Consider the following 25755-nt stretch of genomic DNA (forward strand, 5'->3'; position numbering starts at 1 on the left):
CAATATAGGTAATGAATTGATTTGTCAACTGAAAATAATAGAAAAATATGGTATTAAAAATGTATAAATTGGAAAAAATAAGTTTGATATAGAATGGAGGGTTAGTCATGAAGCGAGTTTTTGGAATACTTGTTTGTTTCATGTTATTGCTTTCTGGTACTTCAGTTAGTTTCGCACAATCTGAGAAAACGAAGCAGGAAAAAACAGAAGAAACCACGCCGAAGTTAGCGGAACAAGCGTCGTCAGCGATCGTAATTGAGCAAGATACAGGTAAAGTTTTGTTTGATAAAAATCCGAATGAAAAGTTACCACCTGCTAGTATGACAAAGATTATGACAATGCTATTAATTATGGAACAAGTTGAAAAAGGAAAACTAAAACTAAACGATAAAGTTAGAGCGAGTGAACACGCAGCTTCAATGGGCGGATCACAAATTTTTCTAGAACCTGGGGAAGAGATGACTGTAAATGAAATGTTAAAGGGCATTGCAATTGCATCTGGAAATGATGCATCTGTTGCAGTAGCTGAGCATATCGCTGGTTCAGAAGAAGGTTTCGTAAATATGATGAACAAAAAAGCGAAAGATTTAGGATTGAAAAATACACATTTTCAAAATCCGACAGGTCTTCCAGCGAAAGATCATTATTCTACAGCGAATGATATGGCTATTATGGCGAAAGAGTTGATGAAGTATCCACTTATTCGAAAATACACAGGTAAATATGAAGACTATTTACGTGAAAATACGGATAAGAAGTTTTGGCTTGTTAATACGAATAAGCTAGTACGTTTTTATCCTGGAGTAGATGGAGTGAAAACAGGCTTTACGACAGAAGCGAAATATTGTTTAACGGCATCGGCTGAGAAAAATGGTATGCGTGTTATTTCAGTTGTAATGGGAGCACCTACATCAAAAGAGCGGAACAATCAAGTAACGAAGCTTCTTGATTATGCATTTGGACAATACATGACAAAGAAATTATATACACGTGGTGAGAAAATTAAGACTGTACAAGTAGGAAAAGGTAAGGAAGAAAAAGTAGATTTAGTTGCGTCAGACAATGTGTCTCTTCTTATGAAGAAGGGCGAAAATATGGACAAAGTTAAACAAGAAGTGATTGCTGAAAAGAAAGTGAAGGCACCGATTAAAAAAGGTGATGCACTTGGCACACTTGTTATTAAAAGAGATAAAGATGTTTTATTAAAACAAACAATTGTAGCGAAAGAAGATGTTGAGGCAGCGAGCTGGTGGGAGTTATTTAAAAGAAGTTTTGGGATGTTTTCAACATCAAAATAGCGGCGGAAATTTTGATGTTTTTCTGTTCGTATTTACTGAAATAATTGCTGAAAGGTTTCACTTTATGACGAAATAGTTCTTCTTTTGTCAGTAGGAAGGATTCTGATTTTATATCACGAAAATCTTATGTTAATGAGTAAAGTTTGAGCATAAGGAGGAAATCGTGTGAGTCTTTCCATGCATTTAGAAGTAAAACGTGACGTCTTATGTGTGAGGCTAGAGGGCGAGTTAGATCATCATACTGCTGAAGAGTTGCGAACGAAAGTCACAGATATGATTGAGACACATGGTGTTCATCATATTGTTTTGAGCCTAGAGAACTTAACATTTATGGATAGTTCTGGTTTAGGCGTTATATTAGGCCGATATAAACATGTAAAGGGATTAGGTGGAGAGATGGTTGTCTGTGCAATTTCACCGCCCGTTAAACGTTTATTTGAAATGTCAGGTCTATTCAAAATTGTTCGTTTAGAAGAAAGTGAAGCGCATGCGCTCGCGACGTTGGGGGTGGCGTAGATGAGAAATGAAATGAACCTTCAATTTTCAGCGTTAAGTCAGAATGAATCATTCGCTCGTGTTACGGTAGCTGCTTTTATTGCGCAATTAGACCCGACGATGGAAGAACTAACAGAGATTAAAACAGTTGTGTCAGAAGCGGTTACAAATGCAATTATTCATGGGTATGAAGGAAATGCAGAAGGTGTTGTTTATATTTCAGTGATTTTGGAAGAAGCGATGGTGAAACTCACGATTCGAGATGAAGGGATTGGTATCTTTAACTTAGATGAAGCAAGACAACCCCTTTTTACAACTAAACCTGAATTAGAGCGTTCCGGAATGGGATTTACTATCATGGAAAATTTTATGGATGAAGTAGAAGTTATTTCAAACGAATCTTTCGGGACAACAATCCATTTGACAAAATACTTATCAAATAGTAACGCTCTATGCAATTAAGGAGAATAGCCAATGGACATAGAGGTCAGAAATGAGAAGAAGAAACCTCAGTTAAAGGACCACGAGCTAAAAGCGTTAATTCAAAAAAGTCAAGATGGAGATCAACAAGCGAGAGATACAATCGTTCAAAGTAATATGCGTCTCGTATGGTCGGTTGTACAGCGATTTCTTAATCGAGGATACGAACCAGACGATTTATTTCAAATTGGATGTATTGGGCTCTTAAAATCGGTAGATAAATTTGATTTATCTTTCGACGTGAAATTTTCAACATATGCAGTTCCAATGATTATCGGTGAAATACAACGATTTTTACGTGATGATGGATCAGTGAAAGTAAGTAGATCTTTAAAAGAAACAGGAAACAAAGTCCGAAAGATGAGAGACGAGCTTTCGAAAGAATTTGGAAGGGCTCCAACGATTAATGAGGTAGCAGAGGCTCTTGAACTAACGCCGGAAGAAGTTGTCCTGGCGCAAGAAGCGAGTCGTGCTCCTTCGTCGATACATGAAACTGTGTATGAAAACGATGGAGATCCAATTACTATTTTAGATCAAATTGCAGATCAATCGGAAACGAAATGGTTTGATAAAATTGCTTTAAAAGAAGCAATTAGAGAATTGGATGAACGAGAAAGGCTAATTGTGTATTTGCGCTATTATAAAGACCAAACCCAATCAGAAGTAGCGGAGCGCATAGGCATTTCGCAAGTACAAGTTTCAAGACTTGAAAAGAAAATATTAAAACAGATGAAAGATCGAATAGATGAATAGCTATCTATTCGATTTTTTTTATTGTCACGAAAAGGAGAAGATTACAACTATCGCTAAAAAATTTACAGAATTTATTGATAATTTAGTTAATTTAAACTATAATCCAAATATGAACTTGTCACAAAGGGGGAAGGAAACATGGAAACGAGGCAACAATGGGGAACGAGGGCTGGATTTATTTTTGCAGCAATCGGTTCCGCTGTTGGACTAGGGAATATATGGCGTTTTCCTTATACAGCGTATGAAAACGGGGGAGGCGCATTCTTTTTACCGTACTTATTTGCATTATTAACGACTGGTATTTCATTGTTAGCTTTCGAGTTTGCTCTTGGGCATCGTCATCGTGGTTCGGCGCCACTTACATTCTTCCGTATTCATCGACGTGCTGAATTTATTGGATGGTGGCAAATGTGTGTGACATTTATTGTTTCAACATATTACGCTGTAATCATTGCTTGGTCTATTTCGTATACGTACTTTGCAATTACTGGAGCATGGGGGAAAGACACGCAATCATTTTTATTTAAAGAATATTTACATGTTGCAGATAAGCCAGGACAATTCGGGGGGCTCGTACCAGAAGTATTAATTCCGTTAGCTCTCGTTTGGATTATTGTGCTGGGTGTTGCGTTTAAAGGAGTTAAAAAAGGAATCGAAGTTGTTAACCGCATTTTTATTCCTTTACTAGTTGTTATGTTCCTTATTATCGTTGTTCGTGCGGTAACGATGGAAGGTGCGATGCAGGGGCTAGATGCATTCTTTAAACCAGATTGGAGTCGTATTTTTGATGGGAAAGTATGGCTTGCTGCTTACGGTCAAATTTTCTTTAGTTTATCTTTAGCATTCGGAATTATGATTACGTATTCTAGTTATTTACCGAAAAACTCAGATACAACAAATAATGCTTTTATTACAGGATTTGCAAATTCAGGATTTGAATTATTGGCAGGTATTGGTGTCTTTGCAGCTCTTGGATTTATGGCGAATAACATGGGGGTACCGGTTGATAAAGTAGCTAGTGCTGGTGTAGGACTTGCATTTGTAGTATTCCCGCAAATTATTAATGAGTTACCGATGTCGCCGTTATTTGGTGTATTATTCTTCTTATCTCTAACTGTTGCTGGAATTACATCACTCATTTCACTTGCAGAAGTATGCTTTGCCGCTGTATCTGAAAAATTCAGCTTGAGTCGTCAAAAGACGATTGGAATTATGGGAACGCTATTAGTATTAGTTTCTCTTGTTTTTGCAACGCGTGGTGGACTTATGTTCCTAGATGTTGTTGATTACTTCGCTAACAATTTTGGATTGATTACAATTGCACTCGTTGAAGTAGTTACAATAGGACTAATCTTGCGCCGTTTACCAGTTTATCAAAATCATGCAAACTTTGTATCTGATATAAAGTTAGGAACGTTTTGGAGAGTGAGTTTACTCGTTATTACTCCACTTATGTTAGGGTATATGTTAATTGATGGTACAATCCAAAACATAAAAAAGAACTACGGAGGTTATCCAACAGAGTTTGTTGTAACGTATGGTTGGTCGATAGCGGCAGCATTCCTTCTAGTCGCGTTAGTTATTGGTCTGAAAAAATGGAATGCACAAATACATTCAGACTCTGTCCAGCTTGAAAAAGAATGGAAGGACCGAGGTGTTTCATGATGAGTGGATCAGCGATTATGATGATGGTTATAGGTATGGTAGTCATTTGGGGAGGACTTGCATTAAGTATTGCAAATTTATTTAAGAAAAAGGCATAAACTAAAAAACATCTGTACCATTTCGGTACAGATGTTTTTTTATGAAAAAATTGTATTAGAAAAAAATTCAATAACCATACTACAACTACGAGGAAGAGTGAAGGGGTGAATGGAAATTGGAAGGAACAATTTATATTAAAATGCGCAATCGCTTAAAAGTGTCTCCTACGTATGAAGTAAAGCTGAGCGATGTTGCTCAACTTGCCGGAGATTCTTTTGTAGTTGAGTCGTTACAAAATGAGATAGTCTACAACATAACAGCACATGATAAGACGCATGTTGTAATTGATGTCATGAAAGTAATTGAGATTATTCAACGAAAAGCATCTCATGTACAAATTAATTTACTGGGTTCTGGACAAACTCTTGTTGAAATTATATACGAAAAAAAGAAAGTGCATCCGGTTTTCTTCGGACTTGTATGGTTGTTACTTTTCATTGGAGCGGCCCTTGCGATCATTTATTTCCATGAAGATGTAAGTATGCAACAAGTACACCAGCGGTTATATTACATGATTACTGGAGAATTTAAGGCGCAACCACTTTTATTTCAAATTCCTTATTCATTAGGTCTTGGATTAGGTATGGTCTTATTTTTTAATCATGTATTTCAAAAGAGAATTAATGAAGAGCCGAGCCCGTTAGAAGTTGAGATGTTTCAATATCAGCAGTCGCTTGATCAATATGTAATTGTTCATGAAAACAAGGATAATATGAAACAGATTGCTGATGATTGAGTGTGCATTTGTTGTATTAATTGGCTTAGCTGGAGGGATTGCAGTAGGTAGCGGATATGTCGCGTTTTTAGCTGTACTTGGTATAATCCCTCGTTTAACTCAATTAACGAGAAGTGGAAAGCATATTCAATACTTTGAGTGGGCGGTCATTGCAGGTACTTTAACAGGGGCTTGGTGTAGTTTGAAAAATATTACATTTCAAACGTCACAATATTGGCTTGTTATATTAGGGATATTTTGTGGCACATTCATTGGAATGCTTGCTGCGGCATTAACAGAAGTATTAAATGTTTTACCTATTTTAGCGAAACGAGTCGGGGTAGAGGGGAAAATTGTTGTTTTACTCGTTGCTCTTGTACTTGGAAAAGTAATAGGCTCATTGTTTCACTGGATTTATTTCGTAAAGTAGGAGGCAATATATATGACAAGGCGAAAACTGAAAGATGATTACATAAATAAAGTGAAGGAGTACCATCCAAAGCCAAACTATTTGCTAAATTGTGTGAAGGCATTTCTTGTAGGTGGGCTCATTTGTACAGTCGGAGAAATATTGATGAAATTTTATATACATTATTTTCACTTTAGTGAACAAGAGGCAGGAAATCCGACAGTTGCAACGCTTGTTTTATTTTCGGCGATTTTAACAGGGTGTGGTGTATATGATAAAATCGGGCAGTTTTCTGGAGCGGGATCAGCAGTACCAGTTACTGGATTTGCGAATTCTATGGCGAGTGCCGCACTAGAGCATAGGAGTGAAGGGATTGTTCTAGGAATCGCTACTAACATGTTTAAGCTTGCAGGAAGTGTCATTGTATTTGGAGTCATCGGTGCATACATTATTGGGTTAATAAGATATACATTTCAAATTTTAATGTCTTAAAGGAGGGGTGGGTATGAGATTGACAGGAAAACAAACGTGGGTATTTCAAAATGATATCTTCGTGAATGCAACTGGTACTGCTGTCGGTCCGAAAGAAGCTGAAGGCCCTCTTGGAAAGGATTTTGATATTTCATATTCTGACTTACATTGCGGAGAGGAAAACTGGGAACTTGCTGAACGAAGGTTAATGTCAGACTCAATTCAACAAGCGATGCAAAAAGGGAATATAAAAAAATCGCAAATTGATTTCTTTTTAGCGGGAGATTTATTAAACCAAACAGTGACAGCAAATTATGTTGCTCGTGAGTATGGTATTCCTTTTTTAGGGATGTTCAGCGCTTGTGCGACGTCAATGGAAACTTTGGCGATTGGATCAGCTTTTATAGATGGTGGATTTGCGAATCGTATTTTAGCTACAGTAAGTAGTCATAATGCGACGGCTGAAAGACAATTTCGTTCCCCAACAGAATACGGAGGACAAAAGCCAGGGACAGCAAACTCAACTGTTACCGGAGCAGGGTCAATATTAATTAGCAATGAGGAGAGTGCAATTAAAATAACAGCAGCAACAATTGGTAAAGTGCAAGATTTAGGAATTGCTAATCCTTTAGATATGGGATCAGCGATGGCACCAGCTGCTGCTCATACAATTCAACAACATTTTGAAGATTTGAGAAGAAGTGCAGCTGATTATGATCTTATTGTTACTGGTGATTTATCGGCTGTTGGGACACCAATTGCGAAACAACTTTTACTTGAGGAAGGGTATGATTTGGGGAATGTATACAATGATTGTGGATTAATGATTTACAATTCAAATCAAGAAGAAGTGTTTGCAGGGGGCAGTGGTTGTGCTTGTTCAGCTGTTGTAACATACGGCCATTTATTGCGTGAAATGCAAAAAGGGAATTTACAAAGAATTTTTGTCGTTGCAACTGGAGCTCTATTAAGCCCCATGATGATACAACAGAAGGAAACGATTCCAACGATTGCGCATGGTGTTGTGTTTGAAAGCGTTAAAGGAGAGTGAATTGTGGATTTTATATATGCATTTCTTGTAGGAGGAGCTATTTGTGTAATTGGACAAGTGTTGCTAGATTTCGCAAAGTTAACACCGGCACATTTAATGGCAACTTTTGTAGTCGCCGGAGCTATTTTAGACGGATTCGGATTGTACGATAAGCTTATAAAATTTGCAGGTGCTGGGGCAACAGTCCCTATTACAAGTTTTGGACACTCACTATTGCACGGGGCAATGCATGCGGCAGAAAAACATGGATATTTAGGAATTGGAATCGGTATGTTTAGCTTAACGTCTGCGGGGATTTCAGCAGCGATATTATTTTCATTTTTTGTTGCACTTATATGTAAACCGAAAGGATAAATCAAATGAGACGAAGGGTTGTTTTGGTCACAGATGGAGATGAATATGCAAAGCGGACAATTGAGCTGTTAACAAAGGAATTTGGGGGGAGGTGTATTTCAGCATCGCAAAGTAATCCGACCAAATTGACAGGGAAGAAAGTTGTTGAGCTTATTATGCAAACGCCATATGACCCTGTATTTGTCATGTTTGATGACAGCGGATTTATAGGAGAAGGATCTGGTGAAAAGGCGTTAAAGTATGTCGCAACACATAAACAAGTTGATGTACTCGGTATTTTAGCAGTAGCATCTAATACACATCATTGGGAATGGGCGCGTGTAGATGTAAGTGTAGATCGGAATGGGGATTTGACAGAATATGGCGTTGATAAATTTGGACTCCCAGATGGTGAAATTGGCAGGATTAGTGGGGATACGATTTATTGTTTAGATGGTCTGAATGTTCCTGTCATAGTGGGGGTCGGTGATATTGGCAAGATGTGCGGAAATGATGAATGGGAGAGAGGATCACCTATTACTAGAAAAGCGATTCAATTAATTTTGGAAAGGAGTGGCTTTTATGACGAAGCCTAAAAAAGTGAATATCCCGATTTCATCTTTTTTAAGTGATAATGAAAATTATTTAAAGCAAACAGTTGGACTTGGTGTTACATACGATGTTGGTATTCGTAAATTTAAAATTTTAAATAAAGAAATTGGTGTGTTATTTGTAAATGGACTTTGTGATACGAATTATATTATCCCTATTTTAGAAGAAGCGGTGGATACAAATGAAATAAGGGATGTAGAAGAAGATACAGTAAAGCTTTTAGAGAATCGTTTAATTCATCAACAAGTAAGTAAAGTAAAAACGATGGATGATGTAATGCTCCAAGTATTATCAGGGCTCATTGTTATATTTGTGGAAGGTGAAACTGAAGCGTTCGCAATAGATGTTCGTAGTTATCCGGGCCGGACACCGACAGAACCAGATACAGAAAAGGTAGTGCGTGGTGCAAGGGATGGCTTTGTTGAAAATATCGTTGTAAATACAGCGTTAATTCGTAGAAGAATACGCGATCCACGTCTTCGAAATGAAATGATTCGAGTAGGGGATAGATCACAAACGGATATTTGTATTACATATGTACAAGATGTTGCAAATCCGGATTTAGTGAAGATTATAAAACAAGAATTAAATAATATTGAAGTAGATGGGATTACGATGGCGGATAAAACGGTAGAAGAATTTGTAGTGAAACAAGGTTATAATCCATTCCCGCTTATCCGATACACAGAGAGACCAGATGTAGCAGCAAATCATCTGTTAGAAGGACATGTGTTAGTACTCGTTGATACATCACCAAGTGCTATGATCACTCCAACAACATATTTTCACCATTTACAGCATGCAGAAGAGTTTAGACAAAATCCAGCTGTAGGTACATTTTTACGTTGGGTACGTTTTTTAGGTGTTATATTTTCGCTATTCTTACTGCCATTTTGGCTAGTTTTCGTTTTTGATCCGACTCTTTTACCAGAAAGTCTTGCTTTCATTGGACCAAATAAGATGACGCATTTACCGATTTTATTACAAATTTTGATGGCGGAAGTCGGACTCGAATTTTTAAGAATGGCCGCCATTCATACACCGACATCATTGTCGTCGGCAGCAGGATTAATTTCTGCCATATTAATTGGTCAAATTGCAATTGATGTAGGTTTGTTTGTACCAGAAGTTATTTTGTACGTAGCAGTTTCTATGATTGGAGCATACGCAACGCCAAGTTATGAGTTAGGGCTTGGGAATAAGATTGGAAAATTGTTTGTCATTATTTTAACAGGCATATTTCATGAAATGGGATTTGTCATTGGAATGACGATATTGATTCTATTTTTAACATCTATAAAAAGCTTGCAAACACCGTATTTATGGCCGTTTTTACCGTTTGATTGGGGCGCGTTAACGAAAATTTTACTTCGTCCAACTATGTCTAGTTTAAAGGTTCGTCCAAGTATTGTAAGACCTCAAAATGTGCGAAGACAAAAATAAGCGGGATTATGCTCCGCTTATTTTTTATTGAAAATTTATTGTTTTTTTAACAAAAATCAAACATTTTTTTTGTACAATTAGAGTAGATATTGTGTATGGAAGGGGAAGAGGACATGATTAAACTATTTGTAAGTGATTTAGATGATACACTCGTTTACAATATGAATGATATGCAAAAAGAAGATGAACGAGCGCTTTGTTGGCTAGCTGAAAACGGGACAAATATTTGTTTTGCCTCTGGCCGTTTTACTCACCGAATTGATGAGGCGGTAAAAAGGTTTTCGTTCCCGTATTACACAACTAGTTTAAATGGAGCGACAATGATACTACCGGATGGAAAAGTATTTCATGAATCGAGTTTTGAAGATGGGGTTGCCCAGGAAATATATCGATATATACATAAAAAGGGACTAGCAGATATTGTTTGTGCAAATGAGCAGCGATATACAAAAAGGAAGAATGAACATCACCATACTTTTGAAGAGTATATGGGAGTGCATATTGCTGAAATCGAAGAGTTAGAAGAGGAATTTGGGAAGACTGTACATCCTGCGAAATTATTTGTTTTTGGCGAAGAAGAAAAAATTGTAGCATTAGATCAAGAGTTGAGAGATACATTTCATAGCGAAGCGGAAGTCTTTATATCGGGTAAGCGATATGTTGACATTATGCCAAGAGGTGTAAGTAAAGGAAGCGCTCTGAAGCGATTAATGGAACATTTACAAATTGAAGCAAATGAAGTTGCATGTATTGGAGATTCTTTCAATGATATTTCTATGTTTGAAGTAACCCCGCACTCCTTCACCCTCCATCATGCTCATCCGTATGTAAAGGAGAAAGCAAATCATGTTGTCCGTTCGGTTGAAGAAGCTATTATGAAATTACCGTTACTTGTATAAAAAAGAAGCTCGTCACTGGCGAGCTTCTTTTTTACTTGAATAAAGATTTAACGAAATCAATGATACTAGAGAAGAAATCTTTTACTTTATCTAGGAAACTTTGCCCTTCTTCAGATCCTAAGAAGGCAGACACATGGTCTTTTGCTTTCTCTAATTGGCTACCAACTTGGTTCCAATCGATATTAAGATTTTTCATTTTATCAAATAACGCTACTAGGCTATCCAGCTGTTCATCTGTTAATGTAATACCGAGTTGATCAGCAATTTTTTTAATTAATGTACGTAAATCTTCAGTTGTTTTTGGCTGTTCTTTTGCAATTTCTTCTTTAATTTTTGCAACAAGTTGAACTGCTTTTTCTTCGCCGATTTTATCACCAAGCTGGGCTGTTTGTACCATTTCTTCATTGGCTACTTTTTTTACTTCTTCAGGAATGGCTTTGTTTGATGTTGTTTCATAGGCCTTCATTAAACCTGTTAAAGCAGCAGTTCCTGAAACTTTAAATGGTGCAGTAATTTGAATCTCTGCATCTTTCACACCTGCTGTAATAAGTGCATTTGTGTACATTGCATCTGTTATCGAATTAATGTTTTTTGAGCGTACAATGAGACCTGACCCTGGTTTTGTGTATGTAATCATAGAAGAGGAAATAGCTCTCGTACCAATTTGCGCTTTTGGAACGATGCCCTCTAGAAATTTATGTTCTTCCGCATTAGATACAGTAATAATTTGTGCATCTTTTGGTGCTTTCATTTCTTTCAAAAGATCTTGTTTCTGTTGTTCAGATAAGTTTTCTCCTAGTGTAACAATTGATTCTCCCTCAATGATGTCTGCAAATGAAGCTGTTGGCATAATAAATACGGCTACAGCTAATAGCAGAGCTAGTAATTTCGTTTTCACGAAAAATCGCTCCCTTTCTCTTTCTTAAATTTTCGGGCAACACAGTTATTATAGTATATTTTTCTTATTTGTCACCTAGCTTCTTCCACATTTCAAAAAAGAAGTATGCAGATTGTCGGATTCTTTTTGTTTCTCGTCATGAATATGGTAATATAGTGCTGAGATAGTTGAAAGGAGACATATACATATGAAAACTTTAGGATACATATTAATGGAAAATGGCGAAAAAATCGATTTAGAATTTTTCCCAGAAGAGGCACCAAAAACAGTAGAAAACTTTAAAAAATTAGCAGAGCAAGGATTTTATGATGGTGTGACATTCCACCGCGTTATTCCTGGCTTCGTAAGCCAAGGTGGAGACCCAACAGGCACAGGAGCAGGTGGCCCAGGTTACTCTATCCCATGTGAAACTGATGGAAATCCTCATAGACATCTTGTTGGCTCACTTTCTATGGCACATGCTGGCCGTAATACAGGTGGTAGCCAATTCTTTGTTGTTCATGAGCCACAACCGCATTTAGATGGCGTACATACTGTATTCGGTAAAGCAACAAGCGGTATTGAAACGGTATTAAACATGCGTCAAGGCGATGTAATGAAAGAAGTTAAAGTTTGGGAAGAATAAGTTATGAGAAAAAGAGAGCGATTTTGCTCTCTTTTTTTATTTCCTATAAACAGGAATTGGTATATATTTTAAAGTATATGACACAAATAGGACGGCTACTAACGTTAAATTATATTGTTCATGAGAACACACTTTTAACAAAATACATAGGATAGAGTACGAATTATATGCTTCAATAAATGTATTTCTCTTAACATATTGCTTTTGGTAGAACTACTTTGTTCAAAAGTGGTTAATAAGTGAAATGTGATGAGAAAGGGATTTTCCTTTTAGTTCCTATATAGTATTGTCTCTTTTTTGAGCGGTGTAATAGAAAGAAATAGCGTGGAAACATATATTTGACTTTCTTCTTAACGCTTTGTATGATTATCAAGTTGTTTCAGCCCCTTCTCACTCTGGTAAAAATATTGTAGAATGAATGTGATATGAAAAGAGTGATTGAGGGGATAAATAGTTTGTAACTTTTGTAAGAAGGGATAAGGGTTATGTTAATTCGTTTTAAAAAAAGTTATGAAAAAATTGCAATGGGGCTTCTTTCATTTATGCCAACTGAAAAAGATGTGAAAACATTACAATTGACAATGAAAGAGTATGAGGCGAAAGAGGATTGGCAATTGTATTTGTGGAAACAAAATGAAGATTTTGTTGGGATAATGGGGATTATAAAAAAAGAAGATCAGGTATTGGAAATTCAGCATTTGAGCGTGAATCCGTCTCACCGTCATATGGGGATTGGGACGAAGATGGTTCAAGAGCTTAAGAGTAAATTTCTTGAGTTTACAATTTGCGGAAATGAGCAAACAGCAAGTTTTTGCAAAAAGTGTAAAGAGCTTGAACAAAATATACATTCATGAAAGCAGGGATAAGTAGTTTATTATCTCTGCTTTCTTTTTTGTAGTTGTTCGTGTCGTTCAGAAATGACTTCTGTTCGATCACGCAATGTGTGCTTATTTATGATGTATTCACCAGGAATGACGTTCGCATCTTTCCAAGAGAGGTTTTGTTTCTTACATAACTGTATGCATTGTTTTTCTAACGATACGTCTAATAATGGTAAAAATAACGGGGCGAAATTTTCCTTTTTGTGGATAGATTGTAATCTTTCATTTAATAAGAATGTAAGTTGTTTATGATCTATTCCGAATTGATGTAATTGCGCGCTGCTCTTTTCTAAAATTGTTATTGCGCTTTTTATCATCTTCTCTGCACCATTCCAATTGGATCGTCTATGATGGTATGAGGAAACAGCAATTTGAATGAGGCCGACTAAGTAATTGTCACGTTCTCCTCTAGGCTTTAATTTCCAATATTCTTCTAATATTTCATGACATTCAAAATAATCATAGTCTCCGTGAAAATGAATTAAAAATTGTATGTACTCGGTAGGATACATTTTTTTCGCTCCTGTCTAACGGTTATATGTACAGTGTATCATAGAAATATTAACAATAAGCGACTAGGGAAATATCCCTAGTCGCTTTATTGCTTCATATTAGCAGAAGCAAGCTGCTCCTACAATGATTAGTAAAATGAACAGTACAACTAGTAATGCGAATCCACCGCTAAAACCGCAATCAACGTGACCCATAGTTTTTTGACCTCCTACATTGTTCTTACTACATTGTTATCATATGAAGCGGTGGGCATTATGACATGGGCATAGGTCTATTTTTAATTAAATTTCTTAAAAAGGTTGGATAGAACATGAGTATGCTCTATACTTATGTTGTTATAGAAAAAATGTGGTGGGATGCTTTGTGCAGTATAATTTTAAAGTAGAGGCTTTTGAAGGGCCTTTAGATCTATTGTTACACTTAATACATCGTTACGAAATTGATATATATAATATTCCTGTAGCGGAAATTACAGAGCAATATCTATCTTATGTCCATACGATGAAAGAACTACAATTAGATGTTGCCAGTGAGTATTTAGTAATGGCTGCAACGTTATTACAAATTAAAAGTAAAATGTTGTTACCGAAACAAGAAGAAGATGTACCTGATAACGGTGAAGACTTTATAGATGACCCTCGTCAAGAATTGATGGAGAGGTTAATTGAATATAAGAAATATAAGCAAGTTGCTACTGAGTTAAAAGAAAGAGAACAAGAAAGAGCACAGCTATATACACGTCCGCCAATTGATTTTACATCATTTCAACAAGAAGAGGAGACAAGCTTGCCTCTTGATGTTACGTTATATGATATGTTAGCGGCATTTCAAAAGCTAATGCGTCGTAAAAAAGCAAAGAAACCTGTAACAACGCGAATTACTCGTCAAGAAATACCAATTGCACAGCGAATGACTGATATTCTACAACAGTTAGAAACAAAGGGCGGGCGTCATAGCTTTTATGATTTATTTGCTGATGAAGAACGAGAAATAATGGTTGTAACATTTTTAGCGGTTCTTGAGCTGATGAAAAATCAACAAATTATTATTGAACAAGAGCATAATTTTGATGAAATTTTCGTATCAAGCTCTAGTAAATCCGTATAGAGTTGGTATGTGAAGATGGGGTAGAAATATTTTATCTCATGTTAGGTTTTAATGTATCGTTTGGAACGAGAGAAGAAATGTTGAACCGAACGCATTTACTGTGATTCGGTTTTTTTATGTGTATTTTTATAGAAAAATAGGAGAAAGGAGTTCGTAAAATGGATAGAAAAGAACAAAAAGCGATTATTGAAGGGCTTTTATTTGTTGCAGGTGACGAAGGGATTTATCCGGAACAGATAGCTAAAGTTCTGGAAGTTGAAGTGGCAGAAGTAATAAACAGTATAGAGGAAATGCAAAAAGAATGTGAAGGATCGAATCGCGGTCTGCAAATTGTACAATATGCAAAAGTGTATCGTTATGCAACAAAGAAAGAACATGCTGCATACTATCAAAAATTAATAGATACCCCAACAACGGCTTCACTGTCTCAAGCAGCTCTTGAAACGTTGGCAATCGTTGCGTACCGTCAACCGATTACAAGGACAGAAATGGAAGAGATTCGAGGAGTGAAAACAGACAAGGCATTACAAACGTTAGTTTCACACTTACTTATAAAAGAAATGGGAAGAGCAGAAGGACCGGGGCGTCCCATCTTATACGGAACGACGAAAGAGTTTTTAGATACGTTTGGATTGAAAACGTTAGATGATTTACCACCTCTTTCTGAAGAAAATGAACAAATGAATGAAGCAGATTTATTCTTCGGTTCTTTACAGGAATTATCAAAATAAAAGCTTAGCATTTTGCTAAGCTTTTTTTGTATATCAATTACAGAGCGTGCCATACTAAATGAAAAAAGGAGACGAGTTATGAAAGGTGTACGGAGTATTCTATTGTTGGTTTCTGTTTTATTATGTTTTTCGTTAAACAGCGCATCGGCTAAAAGATATATGATGTCTATTCATACTGCGTCTTCTATACATATGCATCGGCAACATTTTGGTAAAATGAAAGTGAGTTTTTTAAAAGTTGGACAAGGTGATGCGACACTTATTACATTGCCAAATGGTCAAACGATGTTAATAGATGGGGGCCCTTATGAAGCGGGAGAGGTTATTATTCAAAAACTAATTGAAAAAGGAATTAATCATTTAGATGTGATTGTAAGTACTCATCCTGATATGGACCATATAGGGGGGCTTATTCCAATTGTAGAACAAATGCCGGTTTCACTCGTATTAGATAGTGGAAAAACATATAGTTCATTTACTTATCATACGTATCGAAATAACATTAAAAAAAGGGGCATTCCTTTCATTTCAGTGAAGGAAGGACAATACATACCGCTAGATCCACATGTTTCTATACAAGTATTGAACAATGGGAAATCGAAAGACGAGAATAACGAGTCTTCAATTGTATTAAAGATTCGATATGGTAAAGCGGACTTTTTATTAATGGGTGATGCTGATATACGGACAGAAAATGAAATATTAAAGCAATTTGATGTACATGCAGATGTATTAAAAGTAGGGCATCATGGCTCGTATACTTCAACGAGTGAAACATTCTTAAAAAAAGTAGACCCACAATTCGCTATTCTTTCGTACGGGAGTAGAAATCCATATGGACATCCTCATCAAAGTGTTGTAAGACGATTAAAACAGCGTGGTATAATGATATACGGAACAAACAAGCGTACAGTAGAAATAGAAACAGACGGTGAACATATTACTATGGGGTCGAGTGGTCTTATGCCACTACTTAAGTAATTAATTATATAAGAGGGTATTTTCCATTTTGGAAAAAATGAATAACATATATTATAATGAAAAAGAAATAAATTTCCTTTTTTCTGCTGAATGAAGAGGAAATTTCATTAGAATGTATAGACAACTACTCGTGTGTATATTAAGATGGAATTAGGCGAATAAGGTAATAATAACAAGTAGGTATTTCATGGGAAAGGATCGATGAAAATGAAAACGCAAGTTGTCATCAATGCCAAAATTTATACAGGTAAAGAAGTAGTGGAAAACGGATTTATTCGTTACGCAGAAACAATTAAAGAAATTGGTTTGATGGCTCAATATGTATCACAAGAAAATGAAACTGTGTTAGATGCGGCAGGAAAGATTGTGATTCCAGGTATGATTGATGTTCATATTCATGGTGGATACGATATTGATGCGATGGATGCAAATAGCGATGGATTAGTAACTCTTGGTAAAGAAATGTTAAAAGAAGGAGTTACAACTTACTTCCCAACAACAATGACACAAGCTCCAGAAGCGATTGAAGCGGCGCTAAGTGCTGCGAAGGAAGCGAAAGATAAGGGAGCACATTTCGAATATATTCACTTAGAAGGACCATATGTTTCAAAAAAACGTGCGGGTGCACAACCACTTGAACATATTGTTCCTGCGAGTATCGAGCAATTTAAACAATGGCAGGAAGCAAGCGGTAATCTAATTAAATTAGTAACATATGCACCGGAAAAAGAAGGTGCGTTAGAGTTTGAACAGTATCTTGCTGAAACAGGTGTTGTTGGCACAATGGGGCATACAGATGCGATTGATGCACAACTGAAAAATAGAAAAATTACACATGCAACACATTTATACAATCAAATGCGTGGATTACATCACCGTGAACCAGGAGTTGTTGGTCATGTGTTATTAAATCCAGATGTAATGGTTGAAGTAATTACAGATGGTATTCACATTCACCCTGATATGGTGAAATTAGCATATAAATTAAAAGGACCGAAAAAAGTAAGTGTCATTACAGATGCAATGCGTGCAAAAGGTCTTGAAGATGGATTATATGAACTTGGCGGACAGCCAGTACATGTAAAAGATGGTAGTGCTCGATTAGAAGATGGAACGTTAGCTGGTAGTATTCTAAAAATGGATCAAGCTTTCCGAAATGTAATTGAATTTACAGGATGTTCAATCGAGGATGCAGTACTCATGACATCGGTTAACCAAGCAGAAGAGTTTGGATTAAATAATAAAGGTGCGTTAGCGGCAGGTAAAGATGCAGACTTTGTTGTTATGACTGAAGAATTACATGTATATGATACGGTTCGTTTAGGAATTCATATGAAGGAAGGGAAGTAATTAGATGAATATTCTTGTTGTAAAAACTCCAGAAGAATTAGCAGAAGCAGGTTATAAATTAATTGAAGAAGTTGTAAAATCAAAAGAAAATCCAACATTAGGAATGGCTACAGGAAGCTCTCCATTAGGTATTTATGCAGAAATGCGAAAAAATAAACTTGATACAAGTCATGCAACCACTGTAAACTTAGATGAGTACGTAAATTTACCACATGAAGATAAAAACAGCTATCACTATTTCATGCAAGAACAGTTGTTTGATTATCTTCCATTTAAACAAACTTATGTACCAAACGGGATGGCAAGTGATTTAGAGGAAGAGTGCAAACGTTACGAGAGCATTCTAGCTACTAACCCAGTTGACCTACAGATTCTTGGAATCGGTGAAAACGGTCACATCGGATTTAACGAGCCAGGAACAGCATTTAATTCTCCAACTAACATTGTTGAATTAACAGAATCTACACGCCAAGCAAACCTTCGTTTCTTCGAAAAAGAAGAAGATGTGCCAACTCATGCGATTACAATGGGAATTGGAAGCATTATGAAAGCGAAACAAATTCTACTTGTTGCTATGGGGCCTAAAAAGGCAGAAGCACTTAAAGAGTTATTGCAAGGTGAATATAGTGAAGCGTGTCCTGCTACAGTTTTACAACGTCATCCGAATGTAACCGTAATTGCTGATCAAGAAGCTCTATCTTTATGCAGTGAGGCGATTGCTGATGAACATCGACAAGTATTCACCATTTCCGATCTATTATCAGATTCAAGAGTGGGTGAAACAGCTAATTGAGGACGGCGAATGGAAGCCGGGAGACAAAATCCCATCTGAGAATGAACTTTGTGATAAGTTCGAAGTGAGTCGTATGACAATCAGACAGGCGATTAATAATTTAGTGGAACAAGGCTATTTATATCGGAAACGTGGAATTGGAACGTTTGTCCAACTTCCGAAAGTGGAACAAAAATTGCAAGGAATGACGGGATTCACAGAAGATATGATTTCTCGTGGGATGAACCCAAGTAGTCAATTACTTAGTTTCCGCCTAGTTCCAGCTACTGCGAAAATAGCAGACCGGTTGAGAATACAGGAGGGGGAGTCGGTTTATGCAGTGAGGCGTATTCGCTTAGCTGATGATGAACCGATTGCTTTTGAGACGACATATTTGTCGCCAGCTCTTGTAAAAGATATTAACGAAGAAATATTGCAACAATCTTTATATGAACATTTAGAGAAAAAATTGGGCTTTAAGCTTGTTAGCGCTACTCAATCAATTGAAGCTTCCATTGCAACGGATAATGAAGCTGAACATCTGCATATTCCTAAAAAGGCGCCTGTACTTGTAATGCGCCAATGGTCATATTCAGAAGGTGAGATACCGTTAGAGTATGTGAAATGTATTTATCGTGGGGATCGTTATAAATTTATTACAAACATCGCACGTAACAAATAATATATTTCAGTTTGTAAAGTACAGTGAATTTTAAAGTGTTTAACATGTAAAGAAATAAAAATACGACTCATCCTTATAAGGAGTGAGTCGTATTTTTATTATGAGCAATTACGTGGTTAACAGCATCTTTAACCGTATTTACTACATAGTGAGCGTGCTCTTTTACTGCGTCATCTGCTTGAGACATAGCAAAACTGTGAGGAGTTAAAGAGAACATTGGAATATCATTATAAGAATCCCCTATGCAAGCAATTTCCTCTGGTTGTATTTGAAATTCTTTTAATAAAATAGAAATAGCAGAACCTTTACTAATATTAGGTGGCATTACATCTAAACATTGTTCTGCTGAAATGAAGGTGCTAACTTTTCCGTGAAATTTTTCATCAATTTTGTTCTGAAGGAGTTGTAAGCTTTCCTTCGTTCCACCGATAGAAATTTTATTTGGAAAAATTGTATCATCAATTTTCTGTAATAGATTAGGTTCTTCAACAGAAGTCATCGTTACTTGTTGTTCAAGTTCATGAATAAACGGTGTTTTTTCTTCAATGTAGTAGTTATGTTCATCACTTACATAACGGAAATAAGGGTCTTCATTTGTCATAGCTAACAAATCTGGAAGAATGCTGGAATCGAAAGTTGCAGATAATAGCTGTTTATTTTCATGTGTATATACAAAAACACCATTTACACTAATGCGATGGAAATTTGTATTAACCGCTCTCATTAAGTCTGCAATTTCATTATCAAGTCTTCCAGAAGCAAAACAAAGAATTACATTTTGTTCAGCTAAGCTGCGTAAAGCGATAACATCTTTTTCGTCGATAAAACCTCCGTGTTGCATCATCGTTCCATCAATATCACTTACAAACATTTTAATCATGTTGCAATCTCCTTTCTATGTACAGTTGCCCTTACATTATACGCATCATATACAAACATGTCTAAAAAATGAATTTTTATTAAATGGTAGATGTTTTATATTGACGAAAAAGAAGAATGTTCTGTAACATAAAAGTAGGCTATTTAAGTACGAGGGTGGTGTTATATGAGTAATTATCTAGAAATTAAAAAAGTTTTAAATAATAATGTCATCATTGCTAGCCATCCTGAACACGAGGAAGTAGTAGTGATTGGTAAAGGAATCGGATTTGGGAAAAAGGCTGAAGATGTGTTGGAGCAAGAACAAATTGAGAAAATGTTTGTTTTAAAAAATGAACGTGATCGAGAACAATACAAACTTTTAGTACCACATGTGAGTGAAAAGCTAATTGAATTGATGAATGATATTATGTTATATATTCAAGAAAAAGCGGAGTCTCCATTAAATGAACATATTCATATCGCTTTAACAGATCATATTTCTTTTGCAATTAAAAGGCTGAAACAAGGACTTACAATAGATAATCCTTTTTTAGTTGAAACGAAAATGCTATATCCAGAGGAATATAAAATTGCTGAAGGCGTTGTGCAACTTTTAAATTCTCGTTTGCAAATTACATTGCCAGAAGGGGAAGTTGGCTTTATCGCACTTCACATTTACAGCTCGCTTACAAACTCTGATTTATCTTCTGTTAATCAAAATTCTCGTCTTATTGCACAACTTGTGTCTTTAATTGAGACAAACCTACAAATTACATTAGACCAAGAAAGCATTCATTATTTACGCCTTATTCGCCATTTACAATATGCTATTGAGCGGGTGAAAAAAGGAGAAAAAGTAGAAGAAGCACAGAGTTTTGCTGATTTATTAAAGTTGGAATATCCAGTTTGTTATAATTTGGCGTGGAAACTAGTCAAAGTAATGCAGAAAGAATTACAACTTCCTGTATATGAAGCGGAGAGTATTTATTTAACGATGCATTTACAACGATTAGTGAAAGCAGAACATGTGTAAAAAGACATATATTTTTGTCTAAAATGAAAACGTTAAAAAAAATGATTGAATCGCTTACAATAGTTATGTATAATAACTATTGCAAAGTTATACAAAATTCGACAAACACATTAAGGTAAATAACGAAAACGTTTGCTTTAATTATAGTGAACTTATACGTAATCCTATTTTTGACACGTGTTACTGATTCGATCAGGCATGAGTGGAGAAAAGTTGGGAATGTAAGCTAAAGAAAGGGACATACTACCCTTTGTATAGCTATCGTTCTATCTTTTTTTTCCTCATGCCTTTTTGGCGTTTGTCGAAAAGTATCAATATAGATAAGAGAGGAAGGGTTTCCATGTTTAAGAAGATCTTTGGTGTTCTTCAAAAAGTCGGAAAAGCGCTTATGCTTCCAGTAGCGATTTTACCGGCAGCAGGTATTTTACTTGGATTTGGTAATGCATTTCAAAATCCACAACTAACAAATGTTATCCCTGCTTTAAAAGCAGATTGGTTCGTAATGGTTGCAAAAATTATGGAACAATCTGGCGATATTATTTTCGCTAACCTTGCGCTATTATTCGCAGTTGGGGTAGCGATCGGTTTAGCTGGTGGAGACGGAGTAGCTGGTTTAGCAGCGTTCGTCGGATACTTAATTATGAACAAAACGATGAGTGTGTTCTTAGAAGTAGATAAACTAGTGAAAGTAACAAGCACTGGAACAGATCCAGTAAAAATTGGATTTTCAGATCCAGCATATGCAAACGTATTAGGAATTCCAACGCTGCAAACAGGAGTGTTTGGTGGTATTATCGTCGGGATAGTAGCGGCATATTGTTATAATAAATACTTCAACATTGAATTACCATCATACTTAGGTTTCTTTGCAGGTAAGCGTTTCGTACCAATCGCAACTGCAACATTCTCTTTAGTGGTAGGTATTATCATGTGCTTCATTTGGCCATACATTCAGGGTGGCTTAAATACGTTCTCACATCAAATGATTGATGCAAATAGAACGATAGCAGCATTTATATTCGGTTTAATCGAACGTTCATTAATTCCATTTGGATTACATCATATTTTCTATTCACCGTTCTGGTTCGAATTCGGTCAGTATACAAATGCAGCTGGCGAATTAATCCGTGGTGACCAAAAAATCTTTATGGCACAGTTAAAAGACGGCGTAGAATTAACAGCAGGTACATTTACAACTGGTAAGTATCCGTTCATGATGTTCGGTCTTCCAGCAGCAGCTTTAGCAATGTACCATGAAGCACGTCCGGAAAATAAAAAATTAGCAGCTGGTATTTTAGGATCTGCTGCATTAACATCTTTCTTAACAGGTATTACAGAACCACTTGAATTTTCATTCTTATTCGTAGCACCAGTATTATTCGGAATTCATGCAGTATTCGCTGGTCTATCATTTATGACAATGCAAATTTTAGGTGTTAAAATTGGTATGACATTCTCTGGTGGTTTAATTGACTTCATATTATTCGGTGTACTACCAGGTCGTACGGCATGGTGGTGGGTAATTATTGTTGGTCTTGTACTAGCAGTGATTTACTACTTCGGATTCCGTTTCGCAATCCGTAAATGGAACTTAAAAACACCTGGTCGTGAAGTAGCGAATGCTAATGAAGGCGCAGGGAAAACAGAAGCAGGAGAACTTCCACGTGAAGTATTAGTAGCACTTGGTGGTAAAGAAAACATTGCTTCGTTAGATGCTTGTATTACTCGTTTACGCGTTCAAGTTAACGAACAAAAAAATGTAAATAAAGACCGCTTAAAAGAGCTTGGAGCAGCCGGTGTACTTGAAGTTGGAAATAACATTCAAGCTATTTTCGGACCGAAATCTGACACATTAAAATCACAAATTCATGATATTATGTCAGGTCGTACACCTCATGTTGAAAAAGAAGCGCCTGTAAAAGTGGAAGAAGCTCCTCAACAGGTTGATGAAAATGAAACAATCGTTTCACCAATTGAAGGGAAAATCTTACCGATTACAGAAGTACCTGACCAAGTATTCTCAGGGAAAATGATGGGAGATGGATTTGCGATTGAGCCAACAGAAGGAACAGTAGTTTCTCCGGTTAATGGTGAGATTGTAAATGTATTCCCTACAAAACATGCGATTGGTATTCAGTCTGAAGGCGGAAAAGAAATTTTAATCCACTTCGGTATTGATACTGTAAAATTAAATGGTGAAGGCTTTGAAGCGCTTGTAGCACAAGGTGATAAAGTGAAACAAGGACAACCATTATTAAAAGTAGATCTTGCATTTGTAAAAGAAAATGCACCATCTATTATTACACCAATCGTCTTTACGAATTTACAACAAGGGCAACAAGTCGAATTGAAAAAAGATGGAAATGTTAAGAAGGGCGAAAACGCTATTATTGACATTCAGTAGGAATTTGACGCAAAATGTTTATAATTATAATAGGCGATGTGGTTGACCGAACATCGCCTATTATATACAATAGATGATGTAGTACTCACGTCTATACAACTAAAAAAATATTGTATTTGAAGGAGATAAATTATCATGGAAAAAATCTTTAAAGTAACTAGCGACTCAGGAATTCATGCTCGTCCAGCAACTCTACTTGTAAACACTGCAAGCAAATTTGGTTCTGACATCAACTTAGAGTATAACGGAAAAAACGTTAACTTAAAATCAATCATGGGTGTTATGTCTTTAGGAATTCAACAAGGCGCGGAAATTAAGGTCACTGCAAATGGTGATGATGCAGCTCAAGCACTAGCAGCTATCGAAGAAACTATGAAAAACGAAGGATTAGGAGAATAATGACTCTTAACATTCAAGGGATCGCTGCATCAAGTGGGATTGCTATTGCAAAGGCTTTCAGACTTGAGAATCCTGAATTTAACATTGAAAAGAAATCAATTACAGACGAAGCTGCTGAAATTGCACGCTTAGACGCTGCGCTTGAGAAAGCAAAATCTGAACTAGAAGCTATTAAGGACCATGCTTTTGCTGAGCTAGGTGCTGATAAAGCTGCTATCTTTGAAGCACATTTATTAGTATTAAATGATCCAGAATTAGTGAATCCAGTAAAAGATAAAGTAAATGGCGAAAAAGTAAATGCTGAATTTGCAATGGATGAAGTTGCATCAATGTTTATTTCTATGTTTGAAAACATGGATAACGAATATATGAAAGAACGTGCTGCGGATATTCGCGACGTAACAAAACGTGTTCTTGCACATTTACTAGGAATTAACTTCTCAAACCCTGGTACAATTTCTGAAGAAGTAATCATCATTGCTGAAGATTTAACACCATCTGATACAGCTCAGTTAAACCGTAAGTATGCAAAAGGTTTCACAACTGATATCGGTGGACGTACATCTCACTCTGCAATTATGGCTCGTTCTATGGAAATTCCAGCTGTTGTTGGTACGAAAGTTGTTATGGAGAAAATCCAAAACGGCGATATCGTAATCATTGACGGTTTAGATGGAGAAGTAATTGTAAACCCATCTGAAGAAACTCTTCGTTCTTTTGAAGAAAAGAAAGCGAAATTTGAAGAGCAAAAAGTTGTATGGGCAAAATTAAAAGACCAAGCAACTGTAACAAGTGATGGACATCACGTTGAGCTTGTTGCTAATATCGGAACACCAAATGATGTACAAGGTATTATCGATAATGGCGGAGAAGGCGTTGGTTTATACCGTACAGAGTTCTTATACATGGGCCGTGACAATCTTCCAACAGAAGAAGAGCAGTTCGAAGCGTATAAAGCAGTTCTTGAAGGTGTAAAAGAAGATCAGCCAGTCGTTGTTCGTACACTTGACATCGGTGGAGATAAAGAACTTCCATACTTACATTTACCAAAAGAAATGAACCCATTCTTAGGATACCGTGCAATTCGCTTATGTCTTGATGAGCAAGATGTGTTTCGTACACAACTTCGTGCATTACTTCGTGCTAGCGTATACGGTAACTTAAAAATTATGTTCCCAATGATTGCAACTCTTGATGAGTTCCGTCAAGCGAAAGCAATCTTATTAGAAGAGAAAGAAAGACTTGTTCAAGCGGGTACAACTGTTTCTGATTCTATTGAAGTTGGTATGATGGTTGAAATTCCAGCTTCAGCGGTATTAGCAGATCAGTTCGCAAAAGAAGTTGATTTCTTCTCTATCGGAACAAATGACTTAATCCAATACACAATGGCTGCAGACCGTATGAACGAACGTGTAGCTTACTTATACCAACCATATAACCCATCTATTTTACGTCTTGTAAAAATGGTTATCGATGCTGCTCATAAAGAAGGCAAATGGGCTGGTATGTGTGGTGAGATGGCGGGAGATTCACTTGCTATCCCATTATTATTAGGCTTAGGTTTAGATGAGTTCAGTATGAGTGCAACATCTATTCTTCCTGCAAGAACACAACTAAGCAAGTTGTCAAAAGCAGAAATGGAAACATTAGCAGAGAAAGCATTAACAATGTCAACTGCTGAAGAAGTTGTTGAATTAGTTAAAAGCATATAATAGTAAAAAAACCTGAGTCGATTCGAAATCGATCTCAGGTTTTTTCTATAAGAAAAGTAAATCTTATTTTGTTACTATAGAGG

The 25755-nt window shown here is 36.4% G+C and carries 30 protein-coding genes; 26 read left to right on the forward strand and 4 right to left on the reverse strand.

The window, feature by feature from the left end:
• Positions 1-107 precede the first annotated feature (107 nt).
• The 14 genes from dacF (at position 108) to AB3X49_RS05625 (ending at position 10723) form a co-directional block, all read left to right on the forward strand.
• The gene (dacF, locus tag AB3X49_RS05560) at positions 108-1298 is read left to right on the forward strand and encodes a serine-type D-Ala-D-Ala carboxypeptidase DacF (RefSeq protein WP_002088461.1); all 1191 of its coding nucleotides are present in this window, start codon (positions 108-110) and stop codon (positions 1296-1298) included.
• A 165-nt stretch (positions 1299-1463) separates the two neighbouring features.
• Positions 1464-1814, forward strand: a complete 351-nt coding sequence (gene spoIIAA / locus AB3X49_RS05565; protein ID WP_002088460.1) for an anti-sigma F factor antagonist — start codon at positions 1464-1466, stop codon at positions 1812-1814.
• Positions 1815-2255, forward strand: coding sequence for an anti-sigma F factor (gene spoIIAB / locus AB3X49_RS05570; protein WP_001243400.1), 441 nt, complete (start codon positions 1815-1817; stop codon positions 2253-2255). It abuts the gene before it with no gap.
• A 12-nt stretch (positions 2256-2267) separates the two neighbouring features.
• Positions 2268-3026: an RNA polymerase sporulation sigma factor SigF gene (sigF, locus tag AB3X49_RS05575; RefSeq protein WP_002111619.1), complete on the forward strand. Its 759-nt coding sequence runs from the start codon at positions 2268-2270 to the stop codon at positions 3024-3026.
• A 138-nt stretch (positions 3027-3164) separates the two neighbouring features.
• Positions 3165-4691 (forward strand): sodium-dependent transporter, encoded by a 1527-nt coding sequence (locus AB3X49_RS05580; protein WP_002143036.1) that lies wholly within the window; start codon positions 3165-3167, stop codon positions 4689-4691.
• Positions 4688-4789 carry a methionine/alanine import family NSS transporter small subunit gene (locus tag AB3X49_RS05585; protein ID WP_002094424.1) on the forward strand — a complete coding sequence of 34 codons (102 nt, stop codon included), beginning with the start codon at positions 4688-4690 and terminating at the stop codon, positions 4787-4789. Before AB3X49_RS05580 ends, AB3X49_RS05585 begins: the two co-directional genes overlap by 4 nt.
• Before the next feature lie 116 nt (positions 4790-4905).
• Positions 4906-5526, forward strand: a complete 621-nt coding sequence (locus AB3X49_RS05590; protein WP_367960891.1) for a stage V sporulation protein AA — start codon at positions 4906-4908, stop codon at positions 5524-5526.
• Positions 5519-5935 carry a stage V sporulation protein SpoVAB gene (spoVAB, locus tag AB3X49_RS05595; RefSeq protein ID WP_367960906.1) on the forward strand — a complete coding sequence of 139 codons (417 nt, stop codon included), beginning with the start codon at positions 5519-5521 and terminating at the stop codon, positions 5933-5935. Before AB3X49_RS05590 ends, spoVAB begins: the two co-directional genes overlap by 8 nt.
• A gap of 12 nt (positions 5936-5947) precedes the next feature.
• Complete coding sequence (gene spoVAC, locus AB3X49_RS05600; protein WP_012261649.1) at positions 5948-6406, forward strand: stage V sporulation protein AC; 459 nt, start codon at positions 5948-5950, stop codon at positions 6404-6406.
• A 13-nt stretch (positions 6407-6419) separates the two neighbouring features.
• Complete coding sequence (spoVAD, locus tag AB3X49_RS05605) at positions 6420-7436, forward strand: stage V sporulation protein AD (protein WP_002165116.1); 1017 nt, start codon at positions 6420-6422, stop codon at positions 7434-7436.
• 3 nt (positions 7437-7439) lie between these two features.
• On the forward strand, positions 7440-7790 hold the full coding sequence (gene spoVAE / locus AB3X49_RS05610; protein WP_002014916.1) for a stage V sporulation protein AE: 351 nt from the start codon (positions 7440-7442) through the stop codon (positions 7788-7790).
• 5 nt (positions 7791-7795) lie between these two features.
• The gene (gene spoVAEA, locus AB3X49_RS05615; RefSeq protein WP_367960894.1) at positions 7796-8365 is read left to right on the forward strand and encodes a stage V sporulation protein SpoVABEA; all 570 of its coding nucleotides are present in this window, start codon (positions 7796-7798) and stop codon (positions 8363-8365) included.
• Positions 8352-9824 carry a spore germination protein SpoVAF gene (gene spoVAF / locus AB3X49_RS05620; RefSeq protein ID WP_002143032.1) on the forward strand — a complete coding sequence of 491 codons (1473 nt, stop codon included), beginning with the start codon at positions 8352-8354 and terminating at the stop codon, positions 9822-9824. Before spoVAEA ends, spoVAF begins: the two co-directional genes overlap by 14 nt.
• A gap of 95 nt (positions 9825-9919) precedes the next feature.
• Positions 9920-10723: a Cof-type HAD-IIB family hydrolase gene (locus tag AB3X49_RS05625; RefSeq protein ID WP_002067045.1), complete on the forward strand. Its 804-nt coding sequence runs from the start codon at positions 9920-9922 to the stop codon at positions 10721-10723.
• A gap of 31 nt (positions 10724-10754) precedes the next feature.
• On the opposite strand, the gene AB3X49_RS05630 is transcribed toward AB3X49_RS05625, so the two are convergent.
• On the reverse strand, positions 10755-11621 hold the full coding sequence (locus AB3X49_RS05630) for a DUF1002 domain-containing protein (RefSeq protein ID WP_002014912.1): 867 nt from the start codon (positions 11619-11621) through the stop codon (positions 10755-10757).
• Positions 11622-11808: 187 nt separating this feature from the next.
• On the opposite strand from AB3X49_RS05630, the gene AB3X49_RS05635 reads away from it, so the two are divergent.
• The gene (locus AB3X49_RS05635) at positions 11809-12246 is read left to right on the forward strand and encodes a peptidylprolyl isomerase (RefSeq protein ID WP_000853785.1); all 438 of its coding nucleotides are present in this window, start codon (positions 11809-11811) and stop codon (positions 12244-12246) included.
• 485 nt (positions 12247-12731) lie between these two features.
• Positions 12732-13100 (forward strand): GNAT family N-acetyltransferase RibT, encoded by a 369-nt coding sequence (gene ribT, locus AB3X49_RS05640; protein WP_000908403.1) that lies wholly within the window; start codon positions 12732-12734, stop codon positions 13098-13100.
• A gap of 20 nt (positions 13101-13120) precedes the next feature.
• On the opposite strand, the gene AB3X49_RS05645 is transcribed toward ribT, so the two are convergent.
• Together AB3X49_RS05645 and AB3X49_RS05650 are read right to left on the reverse strand one after the other, a co-directional pair.
• Complete coding sequence (locus tag AB3X49_RS05645; RefSeq protein WP_044442747.1) at positions 13121-13639, reverse strand: DUF309 domain-containing protein; 519 nt, start codon at positions 13637-13639, stop codon at positions 13121-13123.
• A gap of 99 nt (positions 13640-13738) precedes the next feature.
• Positions 13739-13834, reverse strand: a complete 96-nt coding sequence (locus AB3X49_RS05650) for a YjcZ family sporulation protein (protein WP_000510194.1) — start codon at positions 13832-13834, stop codon at positions 13739-13741.
• A 169-nt stretch (positions 13835-14003) separates the two neighbouring features.
• Between AB3X49_RS05650 and AB3X49_RS05655 the strand changes: the two genes are divergently transcribed.
• The 6 genes from AB3X49_RS05655 (at position 14004) to AB3X49_RS05680 (ending at position 19263) form a co-directional block, all read left to right on the forward strand.
• Positions 14004-14747, forward strand: a complete 744-nt coding sequence (locus AB3X49_RS05655) for a segregation/condensation protein A (protein ID WP_002138181.1) — start codon at positions 14004-14006, stop codon at positions 14745-14747.
• A 158-nt stretch (positions 14748-14905) separates the two neighbouring features.
• A complete protein-coding gene (scpB, locus tag AB3X49_RS05660; protein ID WP_367960897.1) occupies positions 14906-15478 on the forward strand; it encodes an SMC-Scp complex subunit ScpB in 573 nt (190 codons plus the stop codon).
• Positions 15479-15556: 78 nt separating this feature from the next.
• Complete coding sequence (locus tag AB3X49_RS05665) at positions 15557-16459, forward strand: ComEC/Rec2 family competence protein (protein ID WP_367960899.1); 903 nt, start codon at positions 15557-15559, stop codon at positions 16457-16459.
• Positions 16460-16666: 207 nt separating this feature from the next.
• The gene (gene nagA, locus AB3X49_RS05670) at positions 16667-17809 is read left to right on the forward strand and encodes an N-acetylglucosamine-6-phosphate deacetylase (RefSeq protein WP_367960908.1); all 1143 of its coding nucleotides are present in this window, start codon (positions 16667-16669) and stop codon (positions 17807-17809) included.
• A 4-nt stretch (positions 17810-17813) separates the two neighbouring features.
• Positions 17814-18602, forward strand: a complete 789-nt coding sequence (gene nagB, locus AB3X49_RS05675) for a glucosamine-6-phosphate deaminase (protein ID WP_367960901.1) — start codon at positions 17814-17816, stop codon at positions 18600-18602.
• Positions 18532-19263 carry a GntR family transcriptional regulator gene (locus tag AB3X49_RS05680; protein ID WP_367960903.1) on the forward strand — a complete coding sequence of 244 codons (732 nt, stop codon included), beginning with the start codon at positions 18532-18534 and terminating at the stop codon, positions 19261-19263. Before nagB ends, AB3X49_RS05680 begins: the two co-directional genes overlap by 71 nt.
• A 73-nt stretch (positions 19264-19336) precedes the next feature.
• Here AB3X49_RS05680 and AB3X49_RS05685 read toward each other — a convergent pair whose 3' ends face one another.
• A complete protein-coding gene (locus tag AB3X49_RS05685) occupies positions 19337-20143 on the reverse strand; it encodes a Cof-type HAD-IIB family hydrolase (RefSeq protein ID WP_012261643.1) in 807 nt (268 codons plus the stop codon).
• A gap of 165 nt (positions 20144-20308) precedes the next feature.
• Here AB3X49_RS05685 and glcT point away from each other — a divergent pair, with 165 nt between their 5' ends.
• From glcT to ptsP, 4 genes are all read left to right on the forward strand, one after another.
• Positions 20309-21157: a glucose PTS transporter transcription antiterminator GlcT gene (gene glcT / locus AB3X49_RS05690; RefSeq protein ID WP_002014902.1), complete on the forward strand. Its 849-nt coding sequence runs from the start codon at positions 20309-20311 to the stop codon at positions 21155-21157.
• 340 nt (positions 21158-21497) lie between these two features.
• Positions 21498-23561, forward strand: a complete 2064-nt coding sequence (gene ptsG / locus AB3X49_RS05695) for a PTS glucose transporter subunit IIABC (RefSeq protein WP_002014901.1) — start codon at positions 21498-21500, stop codon at positions 23559-23561.
• Between the two features lie 135 nt (positions 23562-23696).
• Positions 23697-23960, forward strand: coding sequence for a phosphocarrier protein HPr (gene ptsH / locus AB3X49_RS05700; protein ID WP_002033915.1), 264 nt, complete (start codon positions 23697-23699; stop codon positions 23958-23960).
• Entirely contained in the window at positions 23960-25672 is a 1713-nt protein-coding gene (ptsP, locus tag AB3X49_RS05705; protein WP_002066976.1) for a phosphoenolpyruvate--protein phosphotransferase, read from the forward strand. The genes ptsH and ptsP overlap by 1 nt, the downstream gene beginning before the upstream one ends.
• Positions 25673-25755 lie beyond the last annotated feature (83 nt).

Source organism: Bacillus sp. C30, assembly GCF_040838255.1.
Classification (GTDB): domain Bacteria; phylum Bacillota; class Bacilli; order Bacillales; family Bacillaceae_G; genus Bacillus_A; species Bacillus_A mycoides.